Here is a 25,722-nt window from a genome sequence, read left to right as displayed (position 1 = left end):
CATATGAGCTTATGCGCGTCGACATGCATGTATCGCGCCTGCTCCCCATAATTGCCCCATGGTCCGTTCCTCCCAACAACTACACACCCCACGCGAGCCCGCGCCCCTGCGCGCGGCCGCCACGGTGCTGCTGCTGCGCGACAGCGCCGCCGGCATCGAAGTGCTGATGACCCGCCGCTCGGCCACCGCCAGTTTCGCGCCCGGCGCATACGTGTTTCCCGGCGGCCACATCGACGACGCCGACGAAGCGGCCAAGCGCATCGCCACGCGCCGCCCCACGCAAAGCCGCGTGCAGCGCACGCAGGCCATCGCAGCCATTCGCGAGGCTTTCGAGGAGCTGGGCATCCTGCTCGCGCACCATGCCGACGGAAGCCCTGTCAGAGCCGAAGAAGTCGCCGCAATGGACCGCGGCGACACCGCCGGCACCGCCTTTGCCGACCAGTGTGCGGCACGCGGACTGGTGCTCGACTCGGACCGCGTGTTCACCTTCGCGCACTGGATGACCGACCGCGACCTGCCCAAGCGCTTCGACGTGCCCTTTCTGGTGGCGCGCATGCCCGAAGGCCAGACGCCCACTGCCGACGAGAGCGAGCAGTTCGAGCCCAGCTGGGTGCATCCGGCCGATGCGCTCGCGCGCCATGAGGCCGGCACCTTCTTCATGATCTTCCCGACCGTGCGCACGCTGCAGCGCATGGCCGCGTACCCCACCGTCGATGCCCTGCTCGCGGCCTGTGCCAGCGAGGCCCCGCTGTGGACCAGCTGCCCGCGCGCCGGTCTGCTCAAGGGCGAGGACGCGCGCTATATGGAACACGAGTCACCCTATGGCGAACTCGCTCTGGTGTGCCCCGACGGCCAGCTCCTGCACGCGCTCGACTGGCAGAGCGAGCACCCGGTGCCGCTGCTGAAGAACGTGATGCGCCTCACCGCGCCCAACCCGAGCGCGATGACGGGCCCGGGCACCAACAGCTACATCGTGGGCGACGCGGCGACTGGCTACATCGTGATAGACCCGGGCCCGAACGACTTCGACCACATCGGCCGGCTGTGGCGCGCCACGAAAGGCGACATCCGCATGATCGTCTGCACGCATTCGCACGCCGACCACTCGCCGGGTGCGGCGCCGCTGCAGGCGCTGTGCAAGAACGGCAAGCCGCCGATCCTGGGCCTGGCCTCGAAGCCGACCGCGCGCGCCACCGCGCGCTTCACGCCCGAGCGCGAACTGAACGACGGCGAACGCCTCGTGCTGTCGGGCGCCAACGCTGCCGGCGAAACCGTCACCCACACGCTGCGCGTGATACACACACCCGGCCATGCAGCCAACCACCTGTGCCTGGTGCTGGAAGAAGACGGCCTGCTGTTCTCCGGCGACCACATCCTCAACGGCAGCACCACGGTGGTCGATCCGCCCGATGGCGACATGACGGCGTACCTCGATTCGCTCGACACGCTCGACGCGGCCTGCGAGGCCGGCGGCATCGGCTTCATCCTGCCGGCGCATGGCTACGTGATCGGCTTTGCCCGCACCGCCATCGGCATGCTGAAGGCGCACCGCCTGAAGCGCGAAGCCAAGATCGCCGCCGCGATGCAGAAGCTGCCCGAAGGCACGCCCGAAGAATGGCTGCCGCTGGCCTACGACGACGTGCCCGAACGCATGTGGCCGGTGGCGGCCCGCTCGCTGGCCGCGCACGTGGCACGCATCCGCCAACTGGCGGCGCCCCGATGAACATGAAAACTGCTCCCGTCGAAGACGAAGGCATCCGCCTCGCCAAGCGCGTGGCCGCAATGGCTGGCGTGTCGCGGCGCGAAGCCGAGCTGCTGATAGAGAACGGCGCAGTGCGCGTCGATGGCGTGCCGCAGATGCTGCCGCAGTCGCGCGTGCTGCCGCACCAGCAGGTCGAGATCGAGGCGGGTGCCAAGCCCGAGCCGGTAGTGCCTGTCACATTGCTTCTGTACAAGCCTGCCGGCATGGCAACCGACACCGCGCACCGCCTGCTGGTGGCTGCGAATCATCACGAGCCCGAGCGCGCCGGACAGCGCTTTCTGCCGGCGCATGCAAAGGCGCAACGCTGCATGACGCCGCTCGAAACCGGCGCCAGCGGGCTGGTCGCGTACACGCAGGAATTCCGCATCGAACGCAAGCTGCAGGAAGACGCCGGCATCCTCGAACACGAGGTGATGGTGGACGTGGCCGGCCCGGTGAGCGCCGAAGTGCTGGCGCGGCTGGAACGCTCGCCCGCGCGCGTGAGCATCGGCCGCCAGAGCGACGAGCAGACGGGCCTGCGCTTCGCGCTCAAGGGCGCGCGGCCTGGGCAGATCGCCAACATCTGCGACGGCGTGGACCTGCGCATTCTGGCGATGCGGCGCATCCGCATCGGCCGCGTGCCGCTGGCGGGGCTGCAGCCCGGCCAGTGGCGCTACCTTGCACCCCACGAACGCTTCTGAACAACAACAACGAAGAAATAGAGAAGAGAAGAGAAAGAGGACGACAACGACGATGCACCGCATGTTCGCGGCCTGCAATTTTCAGCCAGCGGCCCCGATGGGCCGCCGTCAGGGAGACTGAGCCATGAAGTTCGGACCACCGAGCACCGCCCTGGCCTGCACCGTGCCTTTGGCACTGGTAGCGGGCTGCACGCTTTTCGCGCCACCACCGCCGCCCGCGCCACCGGCACCACCGCCTGCCGTGGTCTCGAAGGACGGTCTGGCGCCCATCACAGAAGAACAGGTCGAGCGCATCCGCGAAGCCATCGGCGGCAAGCCGCCCAGCCCGGCAGTCGGCAAGGTGGTGCGCAGCGCCTCGCCGACCATCGAGTCCTTCGTGCGGACCGAGGGTTGCATCACCGCGCGCAACGGTGCGGTGCTCAACCCCTTTGCCGCGCCCGGCCGCCTGTTCGACGGCACGGGCTTCCAGGGCGGCCCGATGACGGAAATGCAGTACCACGACAAGACCGCCTGCGTGACCGTCAAACGCATCCAGAACTGGAAGATGGTCACGCCGAAGCTGCTGCGCTTCGAGGTGGTCTACGTGGGCGACGACGGCGAGGAGCGCGCCGTGAAACGCCACGAGCTGATGCGCCAGCCCAAGGGGGGCTGGCTCTTCACGCGCTGATTCCGCCCCCTCGCGCAGACTGGGACAAACCCGAGGGACAGTGCTTTTCCGCACAGTCCGGGCACCCGGGCGCGCAACAAATGTTGCACAAAGCGTAACGGCATGTACGATCCCTGCCGGCCGAAAGGTGGCAGACCTTGGCCGAGGCTTCATCGCTGCAGACACCCGACATAAACAGGGGGCGCAGCGATGCATTCGAATCACATGTCCGAGGGAGAAACTCATGTTCGCTATCCGCAGCGCCGTTATTCCGGTGTTGGCATCGTTCGTCTTCGCCGGTTGCACGCACCTGCCGGCCACGCAGCCGGTCAAGCCTGAAGTGCTCGGCGCCCTCCAGCCCGTCGAGGTGAAGGTCGGCATCAAGCAGGCCGAGCTGTATGCGGCCTTTGTCCGTTCGAATGCGGCTGCCACCGGTGCCGCGGCATGCGGGGCCGTTCCGGGGTTGGGCATTCTGCTGGCCGCGGCCTGTGGCGGTGCGATGGGCGCGGTGGATGCAAGCGTCAACGCCACGCGGGCCAAGGCGGCCGAAGAGAGCGTTCGCCCGCTCAAGGACGAACTGGTCGACGTGAACTTTGACCAGCTCATGCGCGAGTCGCTCACGCAGTCGCTGCAGTCGGTGCCCAACATGCAACTCGCGGACGTGGCCGTTACCAAGACCGTCACCACGGAGGCGTACGAGAAGACGTTCAAGGGCTCGACGTCGAACGCGGTGATGTTCATCAACCTCGACTACCACCTGTCGCCCGACTTCTCCACGCTGGAAGTCTCGGCGCGAGGCCTGATCTATCCGCGCGGGGCCACGGCGCGCAAGGCGGCCAAGCTGCCGACCGCGCTGTCGGCAACGCCTTCGGAGCCGGCACTTGCGCTGCAGAACGCGACCTACCGCAGCAACATCATCTACCGCGCGAAGCACCCGGCGTCGGGTGACGACGCCACGAAGAACATCGCGGCCTGGAAGGCCGACAACGCTCGCCTGCTGAAGGTGGCGCTGCTGGACGGCATCGCGCAGTCGACGGCGCTGCTGGCCTCCGATCTGCAGAGCAAGCACCCCATCTATGCAGCCGCGACGGCCAATGTCGACACCCCGCTCGGCCTGAAGGCCAACCTGGTGTCGCAACGCAATACCGGCAAGCTGCTTCGCTACCCCGACGGTTCGCTGTACTTCGATGCGGCACTGGCCAACGTGGCAGCCGCAGCGCCGGCGGTTGTGGCTACGTCCCCAGCTACTCCTTCGGCCGATGCTGCCGCCCCGGCGGCGGCAGTGTCCGCCGTGCAGGCTGTCGCGGACACGGCTGCGAAGTGACCCGCATGGGTTGGCGCCGCGCAGCCTGCTGCGCACTGGCGGCGCCGCTGCTCCTGGCGGGCTGCGCGTCGGACAAGGTTGCAGGCCTGCATCGCCGGACTGCAGCTGCACAGCTGCCCCCCACAGCGCTGGCCTGCGCGTTCTCCCTCGGCGGCATCGACGACCAGCGCGACGCGCAGAGCCTGGGCCAGATGGGCCGCACGCACATCGACGGCGCGGGCTTCGACGGATGGTTCAGGAGCGGCATCGCATCGATTCCCGGCTACACGCGCGATGCCGGCGCACCGGCGATCCGGGTCACGGTGCTGAAGGCCTATGTGCACGGCCTCGTCACGCTGAAGTCGGCCAACCTCGTCGTGCGCGTGCAGTTTCCGCCGGAGGGTTCGGGCGCGACAACGACGACGAAAACCTATCGCGGCTTCGACGACTCGATGAACTGGTCCACGTCCGAGAGCGAAATCCAGGAGGCCTTCAACACGGCACTGGACAGCCTCACCGCGCAGATCGGCACGGACCTGAAGAAGCGCTGCAAGGGCTGACTCACGCCGTGAGCGTGCGGGCCTTCTGCGCGCGCAGCGCCACCGCAAACGACAGCTGCGCCACGATGCCCGCCCCCGCCAGCACGATGGCCGATGCCAGCGCGGGGTTACGGTGGCCCATGCCGGCGAGTGCCGTGCACAGCGCGCCCACGGCCATCTGCGTGAAGCCGTAAAGGCCCGAGGCCGAGCCGATGACCTGCGGGTTCACGCTGATCGCCTGCGTGAGCGCGGCCGGCGAGGCCATGCCGGCGCCAACGGTGAACAGGAACATGCAGGCGACGATGAGCGGCACCGAAAGATGATCGGTCAGCGCCGCGCCCAGCAACACGAAGGCCGCGGCCACGCTCAAGGCGTTCGAGCGGACCATGAGGCGGTCGACCCGCACACGCGAGATCAGATGGCTGGTGAGGAAGCTGCCGAGCCACACGCCCGACACCAGGATGGCGAGGTAGATGCCCGCCTCGTGCGCCGGCCGGTGCAGCTGGTCCACGAAGATGAAGGGCGCCGAGGCAATGAAGGCATACATCGACGTGGTGGCGCAACCGCCGCCGACCGAGAAGCCGAGAAAGGCCGGCGAGGCCAGCAGCTTCCTGTAGTTGCGGGCGAGCTCACGCGCATTGACGGCCGCGCCGGGCGCGCCGGTTTCGGGCAGCAGGCGCCAGGTGAACAGGAAGCCGATGACGCCGAGGGCAAAGAGCGCGTAGAAGATCGAGCGCCAGCCCAGCGCGGTGGCGAGCGCACCGCCGAGCAGCGGCGCGAGGCTCGGGCCGATGGTGACCATCAGGTTCATCAGCGCGAGGCGGCGCGTGGCTTCTTGCGGCTCGGCCGTGTCGCGCACGATGCTGCGGCCGAGCACGAGGCCGGCGCAGCCGCCGACTGCCTGGAACAGGCGCGCCGCGATGAGCGAATGCACTTCAGGCGCGACCGCAGCCGCAAGCCCCGCCACGCAATACAGCCCCAGCCCGAACAGCAGCACCGGCCGTCGCCCGTAGCGATCGGCCAGCGGGCCGTACACCAGCTGGCCCACTGCCAGGCCGAAGATGTAGAGGCTCACCGTCATCTGCATGGCGCCGATGCCGGCGCCGAGGCTCTTCGCGGCAATGGGCAGCGCGGGCACGAAGATGTGCATGGCGAGCGTGCCGCTGAAGGTGACCAAGGCCAGCAGCCACAGCGGCGCGTGGGGGCGGCGCTGTGGCTCGGAGGTGATGGCTGCGGTCATTGCTTGGTGATGGTTGCGCCGCCGGTCGGGTTGCCTTGCGCAAGGTTCGTATCTTCAGGCTCCCAGCCGCCGCCCAGCGCCATGAAAAGCATGACCTGATCGTCGGACAGCTGCGCTTCGCTGGCGGCCAGCGCGGACTCGCTCGCGGCCAGCGCGCGCTCGGCGTCGAGCGAATCGAGGTAGCCGGTGCGGCCGTTCTGGTAGAGCTGGCGCGCCTGCCGCGCGACGATGGCGCTTTGGTCTCGCGAGGCTTCCAGCGCAGCGCGGCGGTCGAGTTCGCGGGCGTAGTTGCCGAGCGCGGTCTCGGTCTCGCGCAGCGCGGTGAGCACGGTGCCGTCGAACTTGGCGAGCGCGCCGCGCGTGCCGGCCTCGGCCTGCGCGATGCGCGACTGGACCACGCCGGTGTTCGGGATCGTCCACGAGATCAGCGGGCCGAGGCTGTAGCTCATGCTGTCCTTGCGCCCGAAATCGGCGGCGGTGCTGGCCGACATTGCCGACAGGCCGATCGACACGTGCGGGTACAGGTCGGCCGTGGCGACGCCGATGCGCGCGGTGGACGCGGCCAGCGTGCGCTCGGCCTGGCGGATGTCGGGCCGGCGGCGCAGCAGCTGCGCGCCGTCGCCCACGGGCAGCACGCCGGCCACGCGCGGCGGCGTGGTGCAGCCGGCCACCTCGCGCGGAAAGTCTTGCGGCAGCGCGCCGGTGAGCGTGGCCAGGCGGTACAGCGCGGCCTGGCGGCTGGCCTGCAGCGGCGGCAGCGCGGCGTTGAGCGATTGCAGCTGCGCACGCGCGCGGCCCGCATCGATGGCGCCGGCGCGCCCGGCCTTCTGCAGGCGCTCGGTGACGTTCACCGCGTCTTTCTGCAGGTCGACGGACTTCTGCGCGATCTCCAGGCGCAAGCCGGTGGAACAGGCTTCGGCGTAGGCGCGCGCGGTGCCCGCTGCGACGTTGACGCGCACCAGGTCGAGCGCGGCTTCGGCCGCTTCGGTGTTGGCGGCCGAGGCTTCGATGGCGCGGCGCAGCTGGCCGAACAGGTCGACCTGGTACGACAGCGAGGCGCCCAGGCTGTAGTTGAAGGTGCTCGGCGGCTCGTAGCCGCGCTGCAGCAACTGGATGCCCGACTGGTGGCCGAACGACGGGCCGCCGTTCACGCCGATGGTGGGGTACTTGCCGCCGGCCACTTCGTCGTCGATGGCGCGCTCGCGCTCGAGGTTGGCGACGGCCTGGCGCAGATCGGTGTTGTGCGCGAGAGCCTGCTCGACGAGGCGATCAAGCAGCGGGTCGTGGTACAGGCGCCACCAGTGCGCAGGCAGCGGCGCGGCGTTGGCGGGCGCCTCGGCGAAGGGCTTGCCGGCAGCGCTCTGGCTGGCGAGCGCCTCGGGCGGTTGCTTGTAATCGGGGCCGACCGCTGCGCAGGCCGCGAGCCCGGCGGCGACGGCCAGCGATGCAAGGCGAAATGCGAAGCGGGTCATGCTGTTCATCCCTTCTGCGGCGCTGGGGTCGTTGCCGCCGTCTTCTGCGCCGCCTTGTTCTCCAGCACCTGCACCGTCACCGTCTGGCCCGCAACAAGGCGCGCGCCCTGCGGCAGCGGATCGAGCTTGATGCGCACCGGAATACGCTGCGCGAGCCGCACCCAGTTGAAGGTCGGGTTCACGCTGGGCAGCAGGTTGGCGCTGGTGGAGCGGTCGTGGTCGGCGATGCCGGCAGCCACGCTGTCGACCGCGCCTTCGAACACCGCGCCGCCGCCCATGGGCGTGACGCGCACGCGGTCGCCGAGGTGGATGCGGGGCAGCTTGGTTTCTTCGAAATAGCCTTCGACGTAGAACGACTGCGCGTCGACCAGCGCGAGCACCGGACGGCCCGCAGCGGCGTAGCTGCCCTGGCGCAGGTCGAGGTTGGTGACGAGGCCGTCGGTGGGCGCGCGCACTTCGGCGCGCTGCAGGTTGAGGCGGGCCGAATCGAGCGCCACCTCGGCTTGCGCAACCGCGGCCTGCATCTGCTCGACGCGCGAGCGGGTCTGTTCGCGCGACTCCTTCGAGATCAGGTCGTCGAGCCCCGTGTTGCGCGTGTTCTCGCGCTGCGCCTGGGCGCTCTGGGCGCGCTGCGCGGCGAGCACGGCCTGGGCCTGGCGCACGGCGAGGTCGTAGCGCGCACGGTCCACCTCGAACAGCAGCGTGCCGGCGGCGACCGGCTGGTTGTCGCGGATCGGCACGGCGGTGACGAGGCCCGACACGTCGGGCGCTATCTGCACGACGTTGGCGCGCACGCGGCCATCGCGCGTCCACGGTGCGAGTTCGTAGTGGTCCCACAGTCGCAGGCCGGCCCACACTGCGGCGGCCACCACGGCCACGGTGAAAAGAACGCGCCCGAGGCGCTGGGCCCACGGGTTTTCTGCGGAAGGACTGGTGGTGGCTTTCATGGAGATCTCGTTGTCTGTCTGTTTATTGGAGGTAGGAGGTGACGCGGCTCAGCGCATAGAGCAGCAGCAGGTAGAGCGCCATGTCGAACAGCGCCGGATGCCACACCCAGCGATACACGCCGGTGGCCGCGAGCAGGCGGCGCACGCCCCACAGCGCGAGCAGCGCGCCGAGGGCCAGCACCATGATCCAGGGCAGGTAGAGGCCGTAGAAACTGGCTTCGCCGATCATGCGGAAGCTCCTTGCCTGGACGCGCCCAGCATCGGTGGCGCGTCGGGAAAAAGATTGCGGCGCAGGCCGACCAGTGCGGTAACGGCGGCGCGCGAAGTCGATGAAGCAGCGTTGTCGCGCGCTTCGAGCATTGCGTTCAGCGCCTCGTCGATCTGCGGCAGCAGGCCCGGCGGACGCGGGTTCATGCGGCCTTCCGAACGCTGGCGGAAGAAGCGCGAGATGCCGCCCAGCAGCGCGGCCGATGTGGCCAGCGGCAGCTGGGCGCGCACGCGCTGCAGCACGGCGATGTCGGCTCCCATGCGCAGGTCGCGCAGCGCATCGTTGGCCGCCACGCCTTCGACGGTGCCGCCGGCCTGCGCGATGCGCGGCGCGAGCAGGCCGATGCGGTCGAGCATGCGCACGGCATAAGCATCGCTCTGCGCGTACTGCGGTTGAGAAGACGCGGCCATGTCGCCGAGTTCGCGCCATGTGGCGCGCTGGATGCGGCGCGCGCTCCAGTCGGCGCCCACCGAACGCACCAGGCGGGTGACTCGCGCAGCAACGACCACGCCGACGATCTGGCCGATCATGCTGTTGAGGAAGCTAACGAGATCGGAGCTGGCCGTGTCGTGCAGCGCGAGCGTGCCGGCCACGCCGAAGATCAGCGCCATCGCGGGCATGAAATGCGTCGGGCGCGGCAGGTAGAGGCCCAGCAGCAGGAAGAGCGGCGCGCAGATGACCACGAGCATGCCGAAGTCCTGCACCGTGGGCATCAGCACCAGCACATAGAGCGCCGAGATCGGAATGGACAACAGCGTCCACTTCAGGAAGCCGTGGATCGCCGGCACGGGGTCGTCCATGGTGGCGAAGAAGCAGCAGAAGACGGCAGCCATCATGGTCGCGGCCGAGCCCATGGGCCAACCGGTGACGATCCAGAACGCGCCGCACAGGCAGATGGCGATGACGGCCGCAAGCGCGGACAGCAGCGCCATGCCGTAGTCGCGGTGCAGCACTCGACTGCCGAGCGCTGCCGTGCGGCGCAGCGGCGCGGCGCCCTTCAGGCCTTCGTCGATGTCCAGGCGCAGCTGGGCGCAGGCGGTCCAGCCGTCGACGAGTTCTGCGAGACGGCCTGCGAGGCCGATGCGCAGGGCGCGGCCCCATGGAGTCTGTTGCTCCGCGCTCGCGGGTGTGGCGCTCAGTACGTCGATGGCGCGGCGCAGGGCTTGCAGGCGTTCGGCGCGGGTTGCTGCGTCGCCGGTGGGTTCGGCTTCTTCACGCAGCCACTGTGCGGCCTGTGAGAGCACGGCAGCCACATCGGGTGCGAGCCGGCCTTCGGCCTGCTCCAGCGCCTGCAGGCGGTCTTCGACGGCCGACAGGGCCGGAGTGAGCGCGGCGACGCGGTCCTGCATGGCGCGGATGGCGCCCGCGGTCCAGCGCAGGTGCGTGGTGTCGAAGGGCACGTGGGTGGAGAGCAGGCGCAGCTGCGTGATGTCGCCGGCGAGGCGGCGGCGGTCGTCGTCGAGGCGTTTCGGATCGGCGTTGCTGCTGCGGCCGGCGGGCTGCAGCAGGTCGCCGAGCCACTTGCGCGCGTCTTGCAGCGTGCGGTCGAGCAGGCCCAGCACGGTCGGTGCAAGCCCCGCGGGCAGCACGAGGCTGTGGACCAGCGTGGCGCAGAAGATGCCGAGGCCGATTTCTTCCACGCGCGCCACAGCGGTGTCGAACAGCGCGAGCGGCGTCTGCACCGACGGAAAGCCGATCAGTGCCGCCGTGTAGCCCGCGAGCATGAACACATACGAGCGCGGCGTGCGGTCGAGCAGCGAGATGCACAGGCACAGCCCGACCCACAGCGCGAGCACCAGCGTCAGCAGCTCGGGCGCGTTGGACAGCGCGGGCACCAGCAGCACAGTGGCGGTGCTGCCGATGAGCGTGCCGCAGAAGCGGTACACCGCCTTGGAACGCACGGCACCGGCCAGCGGATGGGCAACGATGTAGGTGGTCATGAGCGCCCAGAACGGACGCGGCAGGCCGGCGCGGCTGGCAAGGTACATCGCCAGCATGGCCGCGGCGAAGCTCTTGCCGGAAAAGAGAAGCTCCGCGCGGCTGAAGCGCGGCAGGCTGAGCGCGGCCATTTACTTGCGCCCTTCTTGCGGCGGCTGCGCGGCGCGGCCCAGGCGCTCTTCGAGCACGGCGAACACGCGCAGGCAGGCGGCGATGTCTTCGTCCGGCACGCCTTCGAACATTGCGGTGCGCATCAGGCTCAGCGCGGCCTCGATGGGCGCGCAGGCGGCCTTGCCGGCTTCGGTGAGATGCAGGGTCTTGGCGCGGCGGTCGGACGGATCTTCGTGCCGCTCGACGAAACCGGCCTCGACCAGCTGATCGAGCGAGCGCACCAGCGAAGGGCCTTCGATGCCCAGCGCCTCGGCCAGCACGCCCTGGCGCACTTCGCCGTTCATGCGGCCGAGCATCACGATCGGCCAAGCCAGCGATTGCGACACCCCGACGTGCGCCACCGCCTTGTCTGCATGGGCGCGGTAGCCGCGCTGCAGCACCGAAAGCGACATGCCGAGCCGCATCAGCGCGTTTTCGCGTGTCGGTTGGGAGTTGTCGGAGTCGGTCACGGTAGCCGCCTATTAATTAGCATGCTATCGATTGTACGGGTAACTACCAATCCCTGCTGGCGGCAAGGCTGTCGCCCGCCTTCAGGCCGAAGGCGCGAAAAAAGAAAAACGGGAAGAAGAAAAGTGTGAAGCCCGCCGATAAGCCGGATTCTGTGCATCGAGGGCCTCTTGCGAAGCCCTCGACGTGACCGCCATTACTCTGGGCCGCCTGTCACCAGACGGCTCGATGCCACCTACCCGCCAGCTCAGCGGAACCACCTCAATACTGGCCTACTTGGTGTTGCTGCGCGCAGAGATTGCCCGTTTCACCCGAACTTAATCGGCTCGTCTCTGTTGCTCTGATCCTCACCTCACGGTGGAGAGTCGTTAACTCCTGCGCTGTCCTATGCAGTCCGGACGTTCCTCCAGTGCGCTCTTTCGAGACTTGCACCAGCGGCGGTCTGGCGTGCTTCACGGGGCGGATTATCGCCTCACGGGCGAAAGCGCCTTTTCAGGCGATGCTGCGCCGCTATTTGTAACCCGCCGCCTCGCCGACCCGAACTAAGGGCATGACGCAAAACACCAGACGCCGCTTCGCCATTGCCGCTGGCACTTCGACCCTGGGGCTGGCCATTGCCCAGTTCTTCGGCTGGGGCACACGCCCTGCGCACGCAGCGGACAACGAGAAATTCGAAGTCACGCACACCGAGGCCGAATGGCGCAAGCTGCTCACCGCGAGCCAGTTCTCGGTGCTGCGCCAGGAAGGCACCGAGCGGCCCTACACGAGCCCGCTCAACGACGAGCACCGGGCCGGGCGCTTCAGCTGCGCGGGCTGCGCGCTCGACCTGTTCTCCTCGAAGACCAAGTTCGACAGCCGCACCGGCTGGCCGAGCTTCTGGCAGCCGCTCGACAAGGCCGTGGGCGAGCACCAGGACCGGTCTTTCGGCATGGCGCGCACGGAAGTGCACTGCCGCCGCTGCGGCGGCCACCTGGGTCACGTGTTCGACGACGGGCCCAAGCCCACCGGGCTGCGCTACTGCATGAACGGCGTGGCGATGACCTTCACGCCTGGAGCGGCATAGGGGCCGCAGGGGTCATGGGCTGGTCTCACAATGCGCGCTGTCCGTCCGACAAACGCATTGACCCAAGGAGACTCCGTCCATGAAGGCCCAGAACATCCTCGAGACCATCGGCAACACACCGCACATCCGCATCAACCGCCTGTTCGGCAATGCGAAGCAGCAGGTGTGGATCAAGTCGGAGCGCGCCAATCCCGGCGGCTCCATCAAGGACCGCATCGCGCTGTCGATGGTGGAAGACGCCGAGAAAAGCGGCGCGCTCAAGCCCGGTGGCACCATCGTCGAGCCCACCTCGGGCAACACCGGCATCGGCCTTGCCATGGTGGCGGCCGTCAAGGGCTACAAGCTGATCCTGGTGATGCCCGACAGCATGTCCATCGAGCGCCGCCGCCTGATGCTGGCCTACGGCGCCTCATTCGACCTGACACCGCGCGCCAACGGCATGAAGGGCTCCATCGCCCGCGCCGAGGAAATCGTGGCCGGCACGCCCGGTGCGTGGATGCCGCAGCAGTTCAACAACCCCGCGAATGTCGAAGTGCACGTGCGCACCACGGCAGAGGAAATCGCGGCCGACTTTCCTGATGGCATCGACGTGCTGATCACCGGCGTGGGCACGGGCGGCCACATCACGGGCGTGGCGCAGGTGCTGAAGAAGAAGTGGCCGAAGCTGCAGGTGTTCGCGGTCGAGCCGGTGGCTTCGCCGGTCATTTCCGGCGGCGCGCCGGCGCCGCACCCCATTCAGGGCATCGGCGCGGGCTTCATTCCGAAGAACCTCGACACCTCGCTGCTCGACGGCGTGCTGCAGGTCGATGCCGAACCGGCGCGAGAAATGGCCCGCCGCTGCGCGCGCGAGGAAGGCATGCTGGTCGGCATTTCGTCGGGTGCCACGCTCGCTGCCATCGCGCAGAAGCTGCCCTCGCTGGCACCCGATGCGGTGGTGCTGGGCTTCAACTACGACACCGGCGAGCGCTATCTGTCGGTAGAGGGCTTCCTGCCCGCCTGATCTGGCTCGCCCCCAGGCTACGCGCACTTCGTGTCGCTTCGCCAACCCCCTACCGGGGGCAACACCAGCGGCCCGGCAAAGCCGGTTCCGCGGTGTTCCACGAACGACGAAGCTAAAATGGCCGGCTGCTTGATAGTCACAAGCCCCATGCCATGCTGAGAATCTCCGAACTCAAACTCCCGCTCGACCACGCGCCCGACGCGCTGGTCACCCTGATCGCCAGGACGCTCGACGTTCCGCTCGACGCGATCGCCTCCCACACCGTCTACAAGCGCAGCTTCGACGCGCGCAAGGTCGAACTGCTCACGGTCTACATCTGCGACGTGCAGCTGGCCGATGCGAAGCTGGAAGCCGCGCTGCTCGCCAAACACGCGGGCCATCCGCACATCCAGGCCGCTCCGGACATGCGCTACACGCCGCCGGCCAATGCGGCAGAAGGCACTGCCCGGCCGGTGGTGATCGGCTTCGGCCCCTGCGGCATCTTCGCGGCGCTGATGCTCGCGAAGATGGGCTTCAAGCCCATCGTGCTCGAACGCGGCAAGACCGTGCGCCAGCGCACCCGCGACACCTGGGGCCTGTGGCGCAAGAGCGTGCTCAACCCCGAGTCGAACGTGCAGTTCGGCGAAGGCGGCGCCGGCACCTTCTCGGACGGCAAGCTCTACAGCCAGATCAAGGACCCGCGCTTCCTCGGCCGCAAGGTGATGGAAGAGTTCGTGAACGCCGGCGCGCCGCCCGAAATCCTTTACGTCGCGCATCCGCACATCGGCACCTTCAAGCTGGTGAAGGTGGTCGAGAACATCCGCGAGCAGATCGTGGCGCTGGGCGGCGAGATCCGCTTCGAGCAGCGCGTGACGGACGTGCACATCGAAGACGGCCACCTGCGCGGCCTCACCGTGCTCGACCAGACGACCGGCCAAAGCAGCGAGCTGCGCGCCGATCACGTGGTGATGGCGCTGGGCCACAGCTCGCGCGACACCTTCGAGATGCTGCACAAGCGCGGCGTGCACATCGAGGCCAAGCCCTTCTCCATCGGCTTCCGCGTGGAGCATCCGCAGGGCCTGATCGACCGCGCACGCTGGGGCCGCCATGCGGGCCACCCGCTGCTCGGCGCGGCCGACTACAAGCTGGTGCACCACGCGAGCAACGGCCGCTCGGTCTACAGCTTCTGCATGTGCCCCGGCGGCACCGTGGTCGCAGCCACCAGCGAGCCGGGCCGCGTGGTCACCAACGGCATGAGCCAGTACTCGCGCAACGAGCGCAACGCCAATGCGGGCATCGTGGTGGGCATCGACCCGCGCGATTTCCCAGGATGGGAATCCAATTCCTCCGGCGATGCGCTCGCGGGCATCGCACTGCAGCGCGAACTCGAAAGCAATGCCTTCGTGCTCGGCGGCGGCGACTACCGCGCGCCGGGCCAGCTGGTGGGCGACTTCATCGCCGGCAAGCCCTCTACGGCGCTCGGCAGCGTGACGCCGTCGTACAAGCCGGGCGTGACACCGACCGACCTGCACAAGGCCCTGCCCGCCTACGCCATCGAGGCCATGCGCGAGGCCTTCCCCGCCTTCGGCCGCAAGATCAAGGGCTTCGACACGCACGACGCGGTGCTCACCGGCGTCGAGACGCGCACCTCGTCGCCCATCCGCATCACGCGTGGCGACGACTTCCAGAGCCTCAACGTGCGCGGCCTCTACCCTGCCGGCGAAGGCGCGAGCTACGCGGGCGGCATCCTGTCGGCTGGTGTCGATGGCATCAAGGTGGCCGAGGCCGTGGCGCACGGCGTGCTGGCCGAGGCCGAACGCGAACGCACCGCGAGCGTCTGATGCAAGCCATGCACTTCGAGCGCCCCACCCTCGGCCAACTGACCGCCGCCACGCTCGCGATGGCAGCCGTGGTGCTGGCTTCCAACATCCTCGTGCAGTTCGCCATCAACGACTGGCTGACCTGGGGCGCCTTCACCTACCCGGTGGCGTACCTCGTGAGCGACCTCGTCAACCGGCGCTTCGGCCCTGGCATGGCGCGGCGCGTGGCATGGGTCGGCTTTGCCGTCGCCGTGGGCATCTCGCTGCTGCTCGCGCCGGTGCGCATCGCGGCGGCATCGGGGCTGGCCTTCATCGCCTCCCAGTTGCTCGACATCGGCGTGTTCGACCGGCTGCGGCGCGGCCTCTGGTGGCGTGCGCCGCTGGTGGCCACGGTGATCGCGGCGGTGCTCGACAGCATCGTGTTCTGGGGCATCGCCTTCGCGGGCACCGAAGGCCCATGGTTCACGTGGGCGCTGGGCGACCTCGCCGTGAAGCTCGCCGTTGGCGTGCTGATGCTGCTGCCGTTCCGGCTGCTGATCGGCCGGCAGGCGGCGCGGGCTTCGGCCCTGGGCCACTGAGGACATCGATGGCGAACGACGACTTCCACTTCTACGAGCCCGCCAAGGGCCACGGCCTGCCGCACGACCCGTTCAACGCGATGGTCGGGCCGCGCCCCATCGGCTGGATCTCGTCGCAGGACGCGAACGGCGTGCTCAACCTCGCGCCCTACAGCTTCTTCAACGCCTTCAACTACACGCCGCCCATCGTCGGCTTCGCCAGCATCGGCGCCAAGGACAGCCTGCACAACATCCGCCAGACGCGCGAGTTCGGCTGGAACCTGGCGACCCGGCCGCTGGCCGAGCAGATGAACCGCTCGTGCGCCGCCGTGCCGCCCGATGTGAATGAGTTCGAGCTCGCCGGGCTCACGACCGCCGCCTCCAAAACCATCGCGGTGCCGCGCGTAGCCGAAAGCCCCGTGTCCTTCGAATGCAGGCTCACGCAGATCCTGCAGCTAGAAGGCGTGGACGGCACGCCCGTGCAAACCTGGCTGATCCTCGGCGAAGTGGTGGGCGTGCACATTGCGCGCCACCTGCTGAAGGACGGCATCTACGACACCGCCGCGGCGCAGCCCATCCTGCGCGGCGGCGGACCGGCGGACTATTTCGAAGTCAGCCCCGACAATCTCTTCAGGATGTTCCGGCCGCGCTGAAGGCGCCAAACCGGACTTCATTTCTTTCCCTTTCATTCCACCGCGACCCTCGCCGCGCCCCCCGCATGACCGACGCTTCCACCGCCACCCCGAAGACGAACGCGCGCCCGCCCCGGCGTCAGCAACTGGACATGGCCGATCAGCTGAAGCAGCTGCAGGCCGGCCCCGATGCGGATTCGGGCACGAGCACCAGCGCGGAAACTCCCGCGCAGCAGCCTCGCCAGTCCCGCCCACCCCGCCAGAACAACCAGGGCGCAGGCAACCAGCGCCCGCAGCGGCAGCAACAGCAGCCGCGCAAGCAAGGTGCGCAAGGCCAGGCACAGGGCCAGGCAGCGGCTCAACCGCAGCGCGCGCCGCGCAAGGTCAACCCGGTGCTCGAGCGCCTGTTCGAGCTGTACCCGCAGCTCTTCGGCGCGCGCTTCGTGCCGCTGAAGCTCGGCGTGTACGAGGAACTGCTCGCGCGCCACCCCGAAGACTTCAAGGCCGAAGACCTGAAGATCGCCATGGGCCAGCACGCGCGCTCCACGCGCTACCTGGAGGCCGTGGCCGCCGGCCTGGCGCGCCACGACCTCGACGGCAACGCGCTCGACCCGGTCGCGCCGGAGCACGTGCACCACGCCATCCTCGAGCTGCACCGCCGCCGCCTGCAGCGTGCCAACGGCGAAGACCTGCGCCCGCAGCTGGTCGCGCGCATCGCCAAGGCCGTCGAGGCCTCGGGCCTGGATCGCGAGGCCTATGCAGTGCTGGTGCGCTCGCGTGACGAGAACAACAACGCCGTGGTGGACGAGGCCCTGGCCGAACTCGCCCAGCAGGCCGCCAAGCGCGAGGCGCTGCTGCGCGCCTTCGAGGCCAGCGGCCGCAGCGAGCAGGAGTTCGCCGACATGTACGGCATGAAGCACGGCGATGTGACGCGCACGCTGCAACGCGCGCGCGCCGATCGCGAGGCACCTGCGGCGCCGGCCGTCGAAGCACCTGAAGCACCCGAAGCACCCGCAGCAGACTGAACACGCCACACAAACAAAAAAGCCGCCACAGCAATGTGGCGGCTTTTTTTTCATGGCGCCGCGGACTTGCCGCGACCGACTGATCAGCGCTGCGCGTTCTGCAGCGCAGCAATGCGCTCTTCGATCGGCGGGTGCGTGGCAAACAGCTTGCCGATGCTGCCGGTGATGCCCATGGCTTCCACGGCCTTCGGCAGTTCGCCGGCCGGCAGGCCGCCCAGGCGCGCGAGCGCGTTGATCATTGGCTGCTTCTGGCCCATCAACGCGGCCGCACCGGCGTCGGCGCGGAACTCGCGATGGCGCGAGAACCAGGCCACCACCATCGCGGCGGCAAAGCCGAGCACGATGTCCAGCACGATGGTGCTCACGTAGTAGCCGATGCCGGGGCCCGACGAACGGTCGTCGCCGCGGCGCAGGAAGCTGTCGACCGCATAGCCGATCACGCGCGACAGGAACACGACGAAGGTGTTCATCACGCCCTGGATCAGCGTCATCGTGACCATGTCGCCGTTGGCGATGTGGGCCACCTCGTGGCCGATGACGGCCTCGACCTCTTCGCGCGTCATGCCCTGCAACAGGCCGGTGGACACCGCCACCAGCGACGAGTTCTTGAACGCGCCAGTCGCGAAGGCATTGGGCTCGCCTTCGAAGATGCCGACCTCGGGCATGCCGATGCCGGCCTTGTCGGCGAACTTGCGCACCGTGCCGACGATCCAGGCCTCGTCGGGCGACTGGGGGTTGTCGATCATGTGCAGGCCGGTGGTCCACTTGGCCATGGGCTTGCTGATGAGCAGCGAGATGATCGCGCCGCCGAAACCCATCACCAGCGCGAAGCCGAGCAGCGCGCCCAGGTTGAGCCCGTTGGCCGTGAGGAAGCGATTGACGCCGAGCAGGCTGGCGACCACGCCGAGCACCGCGACGACCATCACATTGGTCAAAACGAACAGAAGGATACGTTTCAAGTTGAATTCTCCGTGGGGAAACCTGCCACCTAGATGAGGACCCCGGGGCCCTCTTCAAGCCGTGCGCGGCATGGAGGCCCTGGGTGTTGTAGTGCGTTCTGGGCGCTCCGCTCGGCGGCAGCCGGTAGAGCCATGATAGGAGCAAAAGTTCTATGCCCCTGGTATTCCCCGGCCCGGCAAGGGCCTGAAAACCTGCGAGTCGGCATAGAACGCCGCCGCCTCGTTGCCGCCCCACCAGCCGGGCACCCCGAGCACCGGCAGCGGCACGAAGGGCTTGCGTTCGAGCTGCCGCGCGTCGAGCGCCTGCGCCATGCGCTCGTCATCGAACGCCGCCGGGCCGCTCGCGTCGTGCGTCAGCAGCACGTGCGCGGTGATCGGCTTGCGCGGCGTGACCAGTTTTTCGAGCAGCGCATGGCCGAAGAGCAGCAGGCGCGCCTCGCTCCACAGCCCGCGTTGCGTGATGAACAGCGTGTGCCAGTCGCGCGCGATCAGCGCCTGCCAGAGCGCGGGTGGCGCATCGAGCACCGCGCCGTTCTCGTCGAACAGCGTGAGCGCATCGCGCAGCGGGCCTCGCACGGCGGCGACGCCGCTGCGCGCGATCTCGGCCGCTTGCAGTTCGTTGAGCCGGCGCTTGGTCTGCGGAAAGGCGAGCCACACGAGTCCATTGAAAAGATCGTGCAGGTTGTCGCGCGTGGGGATGGTGCGGGTCTGGAAGATGTGGGCTTCGTAGGCTTGGCCTGCGGGCAGCGCGTCCTGATGTACGAAATCGGGCGCCTGGGCGGGCTTGACTGCCTGCAGGGCGGCAGCCACCCCGGCGTGCCGCGCGGCCTGCTCTACCGCGCCGCCGCTCGAACGATAGGGCGCGAGCCAGGGCTGCGCCCAATCAACCGCCGGCAGGGTCAAGGCGCGGGCGCGCCCGTCCAGCGGATGCGGTCAGGGTGCTGCATCACGGCGAACTCCGACGTGAGCTTGTCGAAAAGCTTGAGCGAGCTGCCGTGCTTGCCAAGCAGGCCGGCCGTGCGCAGGGCCTTTGCCACGTCGTTGAGCGGCACGTCGTTGCCGCTGCGCAAGGCCGGTGCAGCCTGCAGGATGAATTCGGCCGCTTCGGAGATTTGCGGTTGCTGTTGCTGCTGCGGTGGCGGCGCAGCCTTGGCAGCCTTCGCCGTCTTGCGGGCCGGCGTCTTGGCCGCGGCCTTCTTGGCAGCAGGCGTCGCCTTGGCCCGCGCGGTCTTCGCGGGTGCAGACTTGGCCGCAGCCGCCTTCTTCGCCGGCGCGGTGCGCACCGCGGGCTTCGTGCCGGCGTGGTGCGCGAGGTCCATGAAGGCGTCGTACACGCCGACCGTCTCTTCGCCCGTCTTGCCCTGCTGGCCGATGCCGCAGACGCGGCAGCCCTTTTCGCGCAGGCGGATCACGAGCGGCGCGAAGTCGGAGTCGGAAGACACCAGCACCACCACGTCGGGCCGCTCGTTGATGGCGAGGTCGATGGCGTCGACCGACAGCGCGATGTCGGTGCTGTTCTTGCCGGCCGACAGGTTCACCATCGGCCGCACCGACAGCCGCTTGAACATCGCCTGCCGGTTCACCGCCATCTCGGCGTTGCAATACGCGCGGCGCACATGAATGGCGCCGTATTCATCCATCGTGCGCTGCACGGCCTGTTCGATCACATCGGCCGAGACGTTGTCGGCGTCGATCAGCAACATCACGCGCAGCGTCGGTGTCATGAGAGCTTCCAGTTGATCGTTTCGCCGCCGCGCAAGGGCTTGAGCGTGGCATCGCCGTAGGGCACGGTCTCCGGCACGGTCCAGCTTTCGCGCTTGAGCGTGATGGTGTCGGTGTGGCGCGGCAGTTCGTAGAAGTCAGGGCCGTGGAAGCTCGCGAAGCCTTCGAGCTTGTCGAGCGCATTCACGCTGTCGAAGGCCTCGGCGTACAGCTCGATGGCCGTGAGCGCGGTGTAGCAGCCGGCGCAACCCAGCGCATGCTCCTTCAGGTGCGCCGGGTGCGGTGCGCTGTCGGTGCCCAGGAAGAAGCGGTCGCTGCCGCTGGTGGCTGCCTCGACCAGCGCCACGCGATGCGTCTCGCGCTTGAGCACCGGCAGGCAGTAGTAGTGCGGGCGAATGCCGCCGGTGAAGATGGCGTTGCGGTTGTACAGCAGGTGGTGCGCCGTGATGGTGGCTGCCGTGAAACGGCCGGCGTCGCGCACGTAGTGGGCGCCTTCCTTCGTGGTCAGGTGCTCGAACACCACCTTCAGTTCGGGAAAGTCGCGGCGCAGCGGAATCATCACATGGTCGACGAACACGGCTTCGCGGTCGAACAGGTCGATGGCGGGGTCGGTCACCTCACCGTGCACCAGCAGCAGCAGGCCGTGCTTCTGCATGGCTTCGAGCGTCTTGTAGGTCTTGCGGATGTCGGTCACGCCGGCATCGCTGTTGGTGGTGGCGCCGGCCGGGTAGAGCTTGAGCGCGCGCACGCCGGCTTCGGCTGCCAGCGCGATCTCTTCGGGCGGCAGCTTGTCGGTGAGGTAGAGCGACATCACGGGCTCGAAGGCCGCGCCCTCGGGCACGGCGGCGCGGATGCGGTCGCGGTAGGCCACGGCCTGTGCGGCGGTGGTCACGGGCGGGCGAAGGTTGGGCATGATCAGCGCGCGGCCGAACTGGCGAGCGCTGTGGGGAACGACGGCTTCGAGGGCGGCGCCATCGCGCACGTGCAAGTGCCAGTCGTCGGGGCGGGTGATCGTGAGGGTGTCTGTCATGGCGCTGGGATTGTCGCATCGCCCCCCTGGCGCCCTCCCACCGGGCTACGGATGCGAGAACACGCGACAGGCGTTCCGGGGCACCTGCTGGCTCCACTTGACGTGGTTGACCGAACTGCGCGCCCCCTTGCCCGGCGGCCAGGGGTCGAAGATTCGCAGCGTGGTGCCGCGCCCGCCGGGATCGTCGTCGCCGCGAATACCCACGACAAGCACCATGTGGCCCGGACGGCCGACACCGGCGGCATACCCCCTCGCACCCCACGGCAGATCGAACATCAGCGGCCCGTGCTGCAGTGCGGCACGCAGCTGGCCGACCGACCAGGGCACCGGCGGGCGCACCGTCAGGCCGTGCGCGGACGCAAAGAGCGCATCGGCCGTCGTGGCGTCGTCGGCATTCGCGAAGGTGCGCAGGCCGCCGTCGTCGCCGATCAGCTCGGCTGGCGTACGCGCCACCACCGCCTGCACGTTGGAGCGCGTGATCATGGCCGTGCAGGCGGCCCAGCATTGGCCGGGCGTGGGCTGCGGAATCAGCGCGACGGGGTGCAGGATCGGCGCGTGGCACTCGTTGCCGAACACCAGGTTCTGCGTGCAGGGGCCGGCCTCGCCGTCTTCGGCGAGCCAGTTCGCGGCCTGCAGGCGGCGCACCGCAATCCGGGTGATCGGGCCGTAGTCGCCGTCGAGCACGAGCCCGGGGTTCGGCTGGAGCTTCCGGTTCAATGCCTCCTGCAATCTGCGAACGTCGGCGCCACGTGCACCCTGCGTCAGTGTTGTCATCGGTTCTGTTCCCTTCGCCCCACAGACTGTCGGTGCAAACGGTTGCATTGTCAAAAACGGGCTCCGCGGCGTCCATCGGTCGGACGGCATATCCGGGATGGCGACCCCGCTTGGCCCGGGGCACGCCCGTTGCTTGACGTGCTGCGCCATTCGGCCGAAGGTTTGGCCGGCCCAGGCCTTGCGAGAACAAGAAAACAGGAAACCGCCATGCTGTCCACGGCAATGCTTTACTTTCGCGAGACCGCCAAGGCCGGCTCGCTGCGCCGCGCCGCGGAGCAACTGGGCGTGGCGCCGAGCGCCATCAGCCGCCAGATCGCCAAGCTCGAAGGCGAACTGCAGACCGCCCTGCTCGACCGCCGCGCCAACCGCACCACCCTCACGCCGGCCGGCGAGCTGGTGCTCGCACACGCCGACCAGGTGCTGCAGAACAGCGAGGCGCTGCGCGGCGCGTTGCAGGAGCTGATCGGCCAGCCCGTCGGCACAGTGCGCATCGGCAGCATCGAGGGCATGGTCAGCCACTTCCTTGCGAACAACCTGGCGCGCTTCCAGAAGCGGCATCCGCAGGTGAAGCTGCAGGCCTCGGTGGTGGGCTCGCGTGCGGTGCTCGAAGCGCTGCAGGAAGGGCGCATCGACATCGCGCTGGCCTTCAACCTGCCCGAGCGCCACGCCTTCCGCGAACATGCGCGGCTGGAGCAGCCGCTGTGCGCCATCGTCGCGCCCACGCATGCGCTGGCGCGGCGGCGAAGCGTGTCGTTCCGCGAACTCGAAGGCCACCGCGTGGCGCTGCCCGACCGCTCGTTCCAGATCCGCCACCTGGTCGACCGCATCGCATCGAAGACGCAGGTGTCGCTCGACCTGGTGATCGAGACGAGCACGCTCGACATGGCCAAGGGCGTGGTGCGCAACAGCGATCTCATCACCTTCCTGCCGCGCTATGCGGCGCTGCACGAGGTGTCGAACGGCGACCTGTGCGCCGTGCCGCTGCAGGAGCGCGACTTTGCCGCCACCGCGACCAGCCTGCTCACGATGCCGGGGCAGCGCCAGTCGCCGGCATCGCGCGCACTGCTCGAAATGCTGGCCACCAGCATGGGGCGCTACGGCTCCAACGCGGTGCCGCGTTCTGATTCCGGCAACACGCGCGTGCAGAAATGAGCCTTCCCGTCGGCCTCGTCGCTCCCTACATTGGGCGCTGACGAGGAAAGACGGCATGACAACCACAAGCACCGAAACCATTGCGTTCCCCGAAGGCGGCTACCGCTACGCGAAGGGCGTGTTCCAGTATTCCGCCGGCGTGGCGGCGCTGCCCGGCTTTGCCATCGAGCGGGTGCGCTTCCAGCAGGCCGTGCCGCTGGCCGACGGCTTCGACGCCATCGCGGCGCACCTGCGCGCCATCGGCCGGCCGCTCACCGCGCTGTGCGCCTGCGAACTGCGCTCGCCCGCGCCGTTCTCCGAGCGCGGCTTTCACGACTTCAACCGCATCTATGCCGGCACGCTCGAGCGCTGGCAGCTGCTGCGCGGCGACCACAACCCGGTTGCGCGCACCAACGTGTGCCCGCGCGTCGGCGCACCGGCCACGCCGGCCTTCCAGGCCTTCTCGTACACCGTGCCGGCCGACGACGATGCCGGGCCGCCGAGCTTCGTGGTCTCGGGCGGCGGCGAAGCGCCCGACGGCCACGCCAGCTACCGCGAGGTGATGGTCCGCCTGGGCGACACCAGCCCCGACGGCCTGCGCGCCAAACTCGGCTACGTGATGACTGAAATGGAACGCCGCCTGGCCGTGCTGGGCTTCGGCTGGCGCGATGCCGCGGCCGTGCAGGCCTACACGGTGCATGACATCGGCGCGCTGGTGTTCGACGAAATCGTGCAGCGCGGCGCGCTCACCACCGGCCTGACATGGCACCTCGCGCGCCCGCCGATCGTGGACATGGAAGTCGAGATGGACCTGCGCTGCGCAAGGCGCGAGATCGCGCTGTCATGGCCCTAGGCCAGGCAGGGACTGACCGCCTGCTGGCACATGTCGTGCTTGAGAGTTTCCTTTCGTCCTTTCCGCCATTCCACCCAACGGAGTTCCATGTGAAGCGTGCTGCCCCTGCCCTGTTCCTGAAGCCCCTGGCCGCCTGCGCGGCACTCGCCATCCTGGCCCTGGCCGCGCCCCATGCGATGGCCCAGGAAAAGACGCTGCGCATCGCCATGACGGCAGCCGACATTCCGCGCACGCTGGGCCAGCCCGACCAGGGCTTCGAGGGCAATCGCTTCACCGGCATTCCGATCTACGACTCGCTCACGCAGTGGGACCTGTCGAAGGCCGACGCACCGAGCGTGCTGATTCCCGGCCTCGCCACCTCGTGGGCAGTGGACGCCAAGGACAAGACCAAGTGGGTCTTCAAGCTGCGCCCCGGCGTCAAGTTCCACGACGGCTCGGCCTTCACCGCCGACGCCGTGGTGTGGAACGTGCAGAAGGTTCTCGACAAAGAAGCCGTGCAGTTCGACCCCAGCCAGGTCGGCGTGACGGCCTCGCGCATGCCCACGCTCAAGTCGGCGCGCAAGATCGACGACACGACGGTCGAACTCACCACCAGCGAGCCCGACGCCTTCCTGCCGATCAACCTCACGAACCTGTTCATGGCTTCGCCCGCGCACTGGCAGAAGAAGTTCGATGCCGCCGCCGGCGCCACGCCCGCCGACAAGGCCAAGGCCGCCTGGACCGCCTTCGCCGCCGACCCCGCCGGCTCGGGCCCGTTCAAGGTCACGCGCTTCGTGGCGCGCGAGCGGCTGGAGCTGGCCGCCAACAAGACCTACTGGGACGCCAGGCGCGTACCGAAGATCGACAAGGTCGTGATGCTGCCGATGCCCGAGGCCAATGCGCGCACCGCTGCGCTGCTGGGCGGCCAGGTCGACTGGATCGAGGCGCCCGCGCCCGACGCCATGGCGCAGATCACGCAGCGCGGCTTCAAGATCTATTCGAACGCCCAGCCCCACGTGTGGCCGTGGCAGCTCTCGTTCGCCGAAGGCTCGCCCTGGCTCGACAAGCGCGTGCGCCAGGCCGCCAACCTGTGCATCGACCGCGGCGGCATGAAACAGCTGCTGGGCGGGATGATGGCCGAGCCCAAGGGCACGGTGCCGCCGGGCCACCCGTGGTTCGGCAAGCCCACCTTCGACATCAAATACGACGTGAAGGCCGCGCAGGCGCTGATGACGCAGGCCGGCTACTCGGCCGCCAAGCCGATCAAGGTGAAGGTGCAGATCTCGGCATCGGGCTCGGGCCAGATGCAGCCGCTGCCGATGAACGAGTTCGCGCAGCAGTCACTCAAGCAGTGCTACTTCGACGTGCAGTTCGACGTGATCGAATGGAACACGCTGTTCACCAACTGGCGCAAGGGCGCGAAAGACCCGTCGGCCAACGGCGCCAATGCGGTCAACATCAGCTTCGCGGCCATGGACCCGTTCTTCGCGATGGTGCGCTTCGTGAGCACCAAGGCCTTCCCGCCGGTGTCGAACAACTGGGGCTACTACGGCAGCCCCGAGGTCGACAAGCTGGTGGCCGATGCGCGCACCAGCTTCGACGACAAGGCACGCGACGCCGCGCTCGCCAAGCTGCACACGCACATCGTGGACGACGCGCCCTTCGTGTGGATCGCGCACGACGTCGGTCCGCGCGCCATGTCGGCCAAGGTCAAGAACGTGGTGCAGCCCAAGAGCTGGTTCATCGACATCGCCACGATGACGATGGACTGAGCGTTTCTTCCAG

At 68.6% G+C, this 25,722-nt stretch carries 25 protein-coding genes and 1 other RNA gene; 14 read left to right on the top strand and 12 right to left on the bottom strand.

Going from position 1 to position 25,722, the window contains the following annotated elements; translation table 11 throughout:
* Nucleotides 1–58: 58 nt before the first annotated feature.
* The 5 genes from ACN9MV_RS04810 (at nt 59) to ACN9MV_RS04790 (ending at nt 4,951) form a co-directional block, all read left to right on the top strand.
* On the top strand, nt 59–1,723 hold the full coding sequence (locus tag ACN9MV_RS04810) for an MBL fold metallo-hydrolase (RefSeq protein ID WP_426391462.1): 1,665 nt from the start codon (nt 59–61) through the stop codon (nt 1,721–1,723).
* Between the two features lie 2 nt (nt 1,724–1,725).
* Complete coding sequence (locus tag ACN9MV_RS04805) at nt 1,726–2,442, top strand: RNA pseudouridine synthase (RefSeq protein ID WP_307616407.1); 717 nt, start codon at nt 1,726–1,728, stop codon at nt 2,440–2,442.
* Nucleotides 2,443–2,566: 124 nt separating this feature from the next.
* Nucleotides 2,567–3,109: a hypothetical protein gene (locus ACN9MV_RS04800; protein ID WP_093173132.1), complete on the top strand. Its 543-nt coding sequence runs from the start codon at nt 2,567–2,569 to the stop codon at nt 3,107–3,109.
* A 223-nt stretch (nt 3,110–3,332) separates the two neighbouring features.
* Entirely contained in the window at nt 3,333–4,412 is a 1,080-nt protein-coding gene (locus tag ACN9MV_RS04795; RefSeq protein ID WP_093173134.1) for a hypothetical protein, read from the top strand.
* Nucleotides 4,413–4,417: 5 nt separating this feature from the next.
* A complete protein-coding gene (locus tag ACN9MV_RS04790; RefSeq protein WP_426391461.1) occupies nt 4,418–4,951 on the top strand; it encodes a hypothetical protein in 534 nt (177 codons plus the stop codon).
* Nucleotide 4,952: 1 nt separating this feature from the next.
* On the opposite strand, the gene ACN9MV_RS04785 is transcribed toward ACN9MV_RS04790, so the two are convergent.
* From ACN9MV_RS04785 to rnpB, 7 genes are all read right to left on the bottom strand, one after another.
* Complete coding sequence (locus tag ACN9MV_RS04785) at nt 4,953–6,170, bottom strand: multidrug effflux MFS transporter (protein WP_093056338.1); 1,218 nt, start codon at nt 6,168–6,170, stop codon at nt 4,953–4,955.
* A complete protein-coding gene (locus tag ACN9MV_RS04780; RefSeq protein WP_426391460.1) occupies nt 6,167–7,651 on the bottom strand; it encodes an efflux transporter outer membrane subunit in 1,485 nt (494 codons plus the stop codon). The genes ACN9MV_RS04785 and ACN9MV_RS04780 overlap by 4 nt, the downstream gene beginning before the upstream one ends.
* Nucleotides 7,648–8,589, bottom strand: coding sequence for an efflux RND transporter periplasmic adaptor subunit (locus ACN9MV_RS04775; RefSeq protein WP_426391459.1), 942 nt, complete (start codon nt 8,587–8,589; stop codon nt 7,648–7,650). Before ACN9MV_RS04775 ends, ACN9MV_RS04780 begins: the two co-directional genes overlap by 4 nt.
* Nucleotides 8,590–8,611: 22 nt before the next feature.
* The gene (locus tag ACN9MV_RS04770) at nt 8,612–8,818 is read right to left on the bottom strand and encodes a DUF1656 domain-containing protein (RefSeq protein ID WP_093056341.1); all 207 of its coding nucleotides are present in this window, start codon (nt 8,816–8,818) and stop codon (nt 8,612–8,614) included.
* Nucleotides 8,815–10,926, bottom strand: coding sequence for an FUSC family protein (locus ACN9MV_RS04765; RefSeq protein ID WP_426391458.1), 2,112 nt, complete (start codon nt 10,924–10,926; stop codon nt 8,815–8,817). The genes ACN9MV_RS04770 and ACN9MV_RS04765 overlap by 4 nt, the downstream gene beginning before the upstream one ends.
* Nucleotides 10,927–11,370, bottom strand: a complete 444-nt coding sequence (locus tag ACN9MV_RS04760) for a MarR family winged helix-turn-helix transcriptional regulator (protein ID WP_093056399.1) — start codon at nt 11,368–11,370, stop codon at nt 10,927–10,929. It lies immediately after the preceding gene.
* Between the two features lie 168 nt (nt 11,371–11,538).
* An RNA gene (rnpB, locus tag ACN9MV_RS04755) (RNase P RNA component class A) lies at nt 11,539–11,867 on the bottom strand.
* 96 nt (nt 11,868–11,963) lie between these two features.
* On the opposite strand from rnpB, the gene msrB reads away from it, so the two are divergent.
* From msrB to ACN9MV_RS04725, 6 genes are all read left to right on the top strand, one after another.
* Nucleotides 11,964–12,476, top strand: a complete 513-nt coding sequence (gene msrB / locus ACN9MV_RS04750) for a peptide-methionine (R)-S-oxide reductase MsrB (RefSeq protein WP_426391457.1) — start codon at nt 11,964–11,966, stop codon at nt 12,474–12,476.
* A gap of 79 nt (nt 12,477–12,555) precedes the next feature.
* Nucleotides 12,556–13,476 carry a cysteine synthase A gene (cysK, locus tag ACN9MV_RS04745; RefSeq protein ID WP_093056344.1) on the top strand — a complete coding sequence of 307 codons (921 nt, stop codon included), beginning with the start codon at nt 12,556–12,558 and terminating at the stop codon, nt 13,474–13,476.
* A 152-nt stretch (nt 13,477–13,628) separates the two neighbouring features.
* A complete protein-coding gene (locus ACN9MV_RS04740; RefSeq protein WP_426391455.1) occupies nt 13,629–15,296 on the top strand; it encodes an NAD(P)/FAD-dependent oxidoreductase in 1,668 nt (555 codons plus the stop codon).
* Nucleotides 15,296–15,853, top strand: coding sequence for a VUT family protein (locus ACN9MV_RS04735; protein ID WP_426391454.1), 558 nt, complete (start codon nt 15,296–15,298; stop codon nt 15,851–15,853). Before ACN9MV_RS04740 ends, ACN9MV_RS04735 begins: the two co-directional genes overlap by 1 nt.
* An 8-nt stretch (nt 15,854–15,861) precedes the next feature.
* Nucleotides 15,862–16,485, top strand: coding sequence for a flavin reductase family protein (locus ACN9MV_RS04730; RefSeq protein ID WP_093078542.1), 624 nt, complete (start codon nt 15,862–15,864; stop codon nt 16,483–16,485).
* Nucleotides 16,486–16,550: 65 nt separating this feature from the next.
* Nucleotides 16,551–17,489, top strand: a complete 939-nt coding sequence (locus tag ACN9MV_RS04725; RefSeq protein ID WP_426391453.1) for a ProQ/FinO family protein — start codon at nt 16,551–16,553, stop codon at nt 17,487–17,489.
* An 83-nt stretch (nt 17,490–17,572) separates the two neighbouring features.
* On the opposite strand, the gene htpX is transcribed toward ACN9MV_RS04725, so the two are convergent.
* The 5 genes from htpX to ACN9MV_RS04700 all read right to left on the bottom strand — a co-directional run bounded on the left by htpX (nt 17,573) and on the right by ACN9MV_RS04700 (nt 21,974).
* Complete coding sequence (htpX, locus tag ACN9MV_RS04720) at nt 17,573–18,448, bottom strand: protease HtpX (protein ID WP_093056349.1); 876 nt, start codon at nt 18,446–18,448, stop codon at nt 17,573–17,575.
* A gap of 150 nt (nt 18,449–18,598) precedes the next feature.
* Entirely contained in the window at nt 18,599–19,351 is a 753-nt protein-coding gene (locus ACN9MV_RS04715; protein WP_426391452.1) for a DUF3025 domain-containing protein, read from the bottom strand.
* The gene (locus ACN9MV_RS04710) at nt 19,348–20,172 is read right to left on the bottom strand and encodes an NYN domain-containing protein (protein WP_426391451.1); all 825 of its coding nucleotides are present in this window, start codon (nt 20,170–20,172) and stop codon (nt 19,348–19,350) included. Before ACN9MV_RS04710 ends, ACN9MV_RS04715 begins: the two co-directional genes overlap by 4 nt.
* Entirely contained in the window at nt 20,169–21,200 is a 1,032-nt protein-coding gene (gene pyrC, locus ACN9MV_RS04705) for a dihydroorotase (protein ID WP_426391450.1), read from the bottom strand. The genes ACN9MV_RS04710 and pyrC overlap by 4 nt, the downstream gene beginning before the upstream one ends.
* 45 nt (nt 21,201–21,245) lie before the next feature.
* Complete coding sequence (locus ACN9MV_RS04700; protein WP_179830485.1) at nt 21,246–21,974, bottom strand: peptidoglycan-binding protein; 729 nt, start codon at nt 21,972–21,974, stop codon at nt 21,246–21,248.
* A 207-nt stretch (nt 21,975–22,181) separates the two neighbouring features.
* Between ACN9MV_RS04700 and ACN9MV_RS04695 the strand changes: the two genes are divergently transcribed.
* From ACN9MV_RS04695 to ACN9MV_RS04685, 3 genes are all read left to right on the top strand, one after another.
* The gene (locus ACN9MV_RS04695) at nt 22,182–23,126 is read left to right on the top strand and encodes a LysR family transcriptional regulator (protein WP_097200179.1); all 945 of its coding nucleotides are present in this window, start codon (nt 22,182–22,184) and stop codon (nt 23,124–23,126) included.
* Between the two features lie 55 nt (nt 23,127–23,181).
* The gene (cnbZ, locus tag ACN9MV_RS04690) at nt 23,182–23,958 is read left to right on the top strand and encodes a 2-amino-5-chloromuconate deaminase CnbZ (RefSeq protein WP_093078533.1); all 777 of its coding nucleotides are present in this window, start codon (nt 23,182–23,184) and stop codon (nt 23,956–23,958) included.
* 89 nt (nt 23,959–24,047) lie between these two features.
* On the top strand, nt 24,048–25,709 hold the full coding sequence (locus tag ACN9MV_RS04685) for an ABC transporter substrate-binding protein (RefSeq protein WP_426391449.1): 1,662 nt from the start codon (nt 24,048–24,050) through the stop codon (nt 25,707–25,709).
* The last annotated feature ends 13 nt before the right edge of the window (nt 25,710–25,722 follow it).

This window comes from Variovorax sp. R-27, assembly GCF_049913215.1.
In the GTDB taxonomy this organism is placed as follows: domain Bacteria; phylum Pseudomonadota; class Gammaproteobacteria; order Burkholderiales; family Burkholderiaceae_C; genus Variovorax.
The sequence above is the reverse complement of the archived record's forward strand: the minus strand, read 5'-3'. Positions and strand labels throughout refer to the sequence as shown.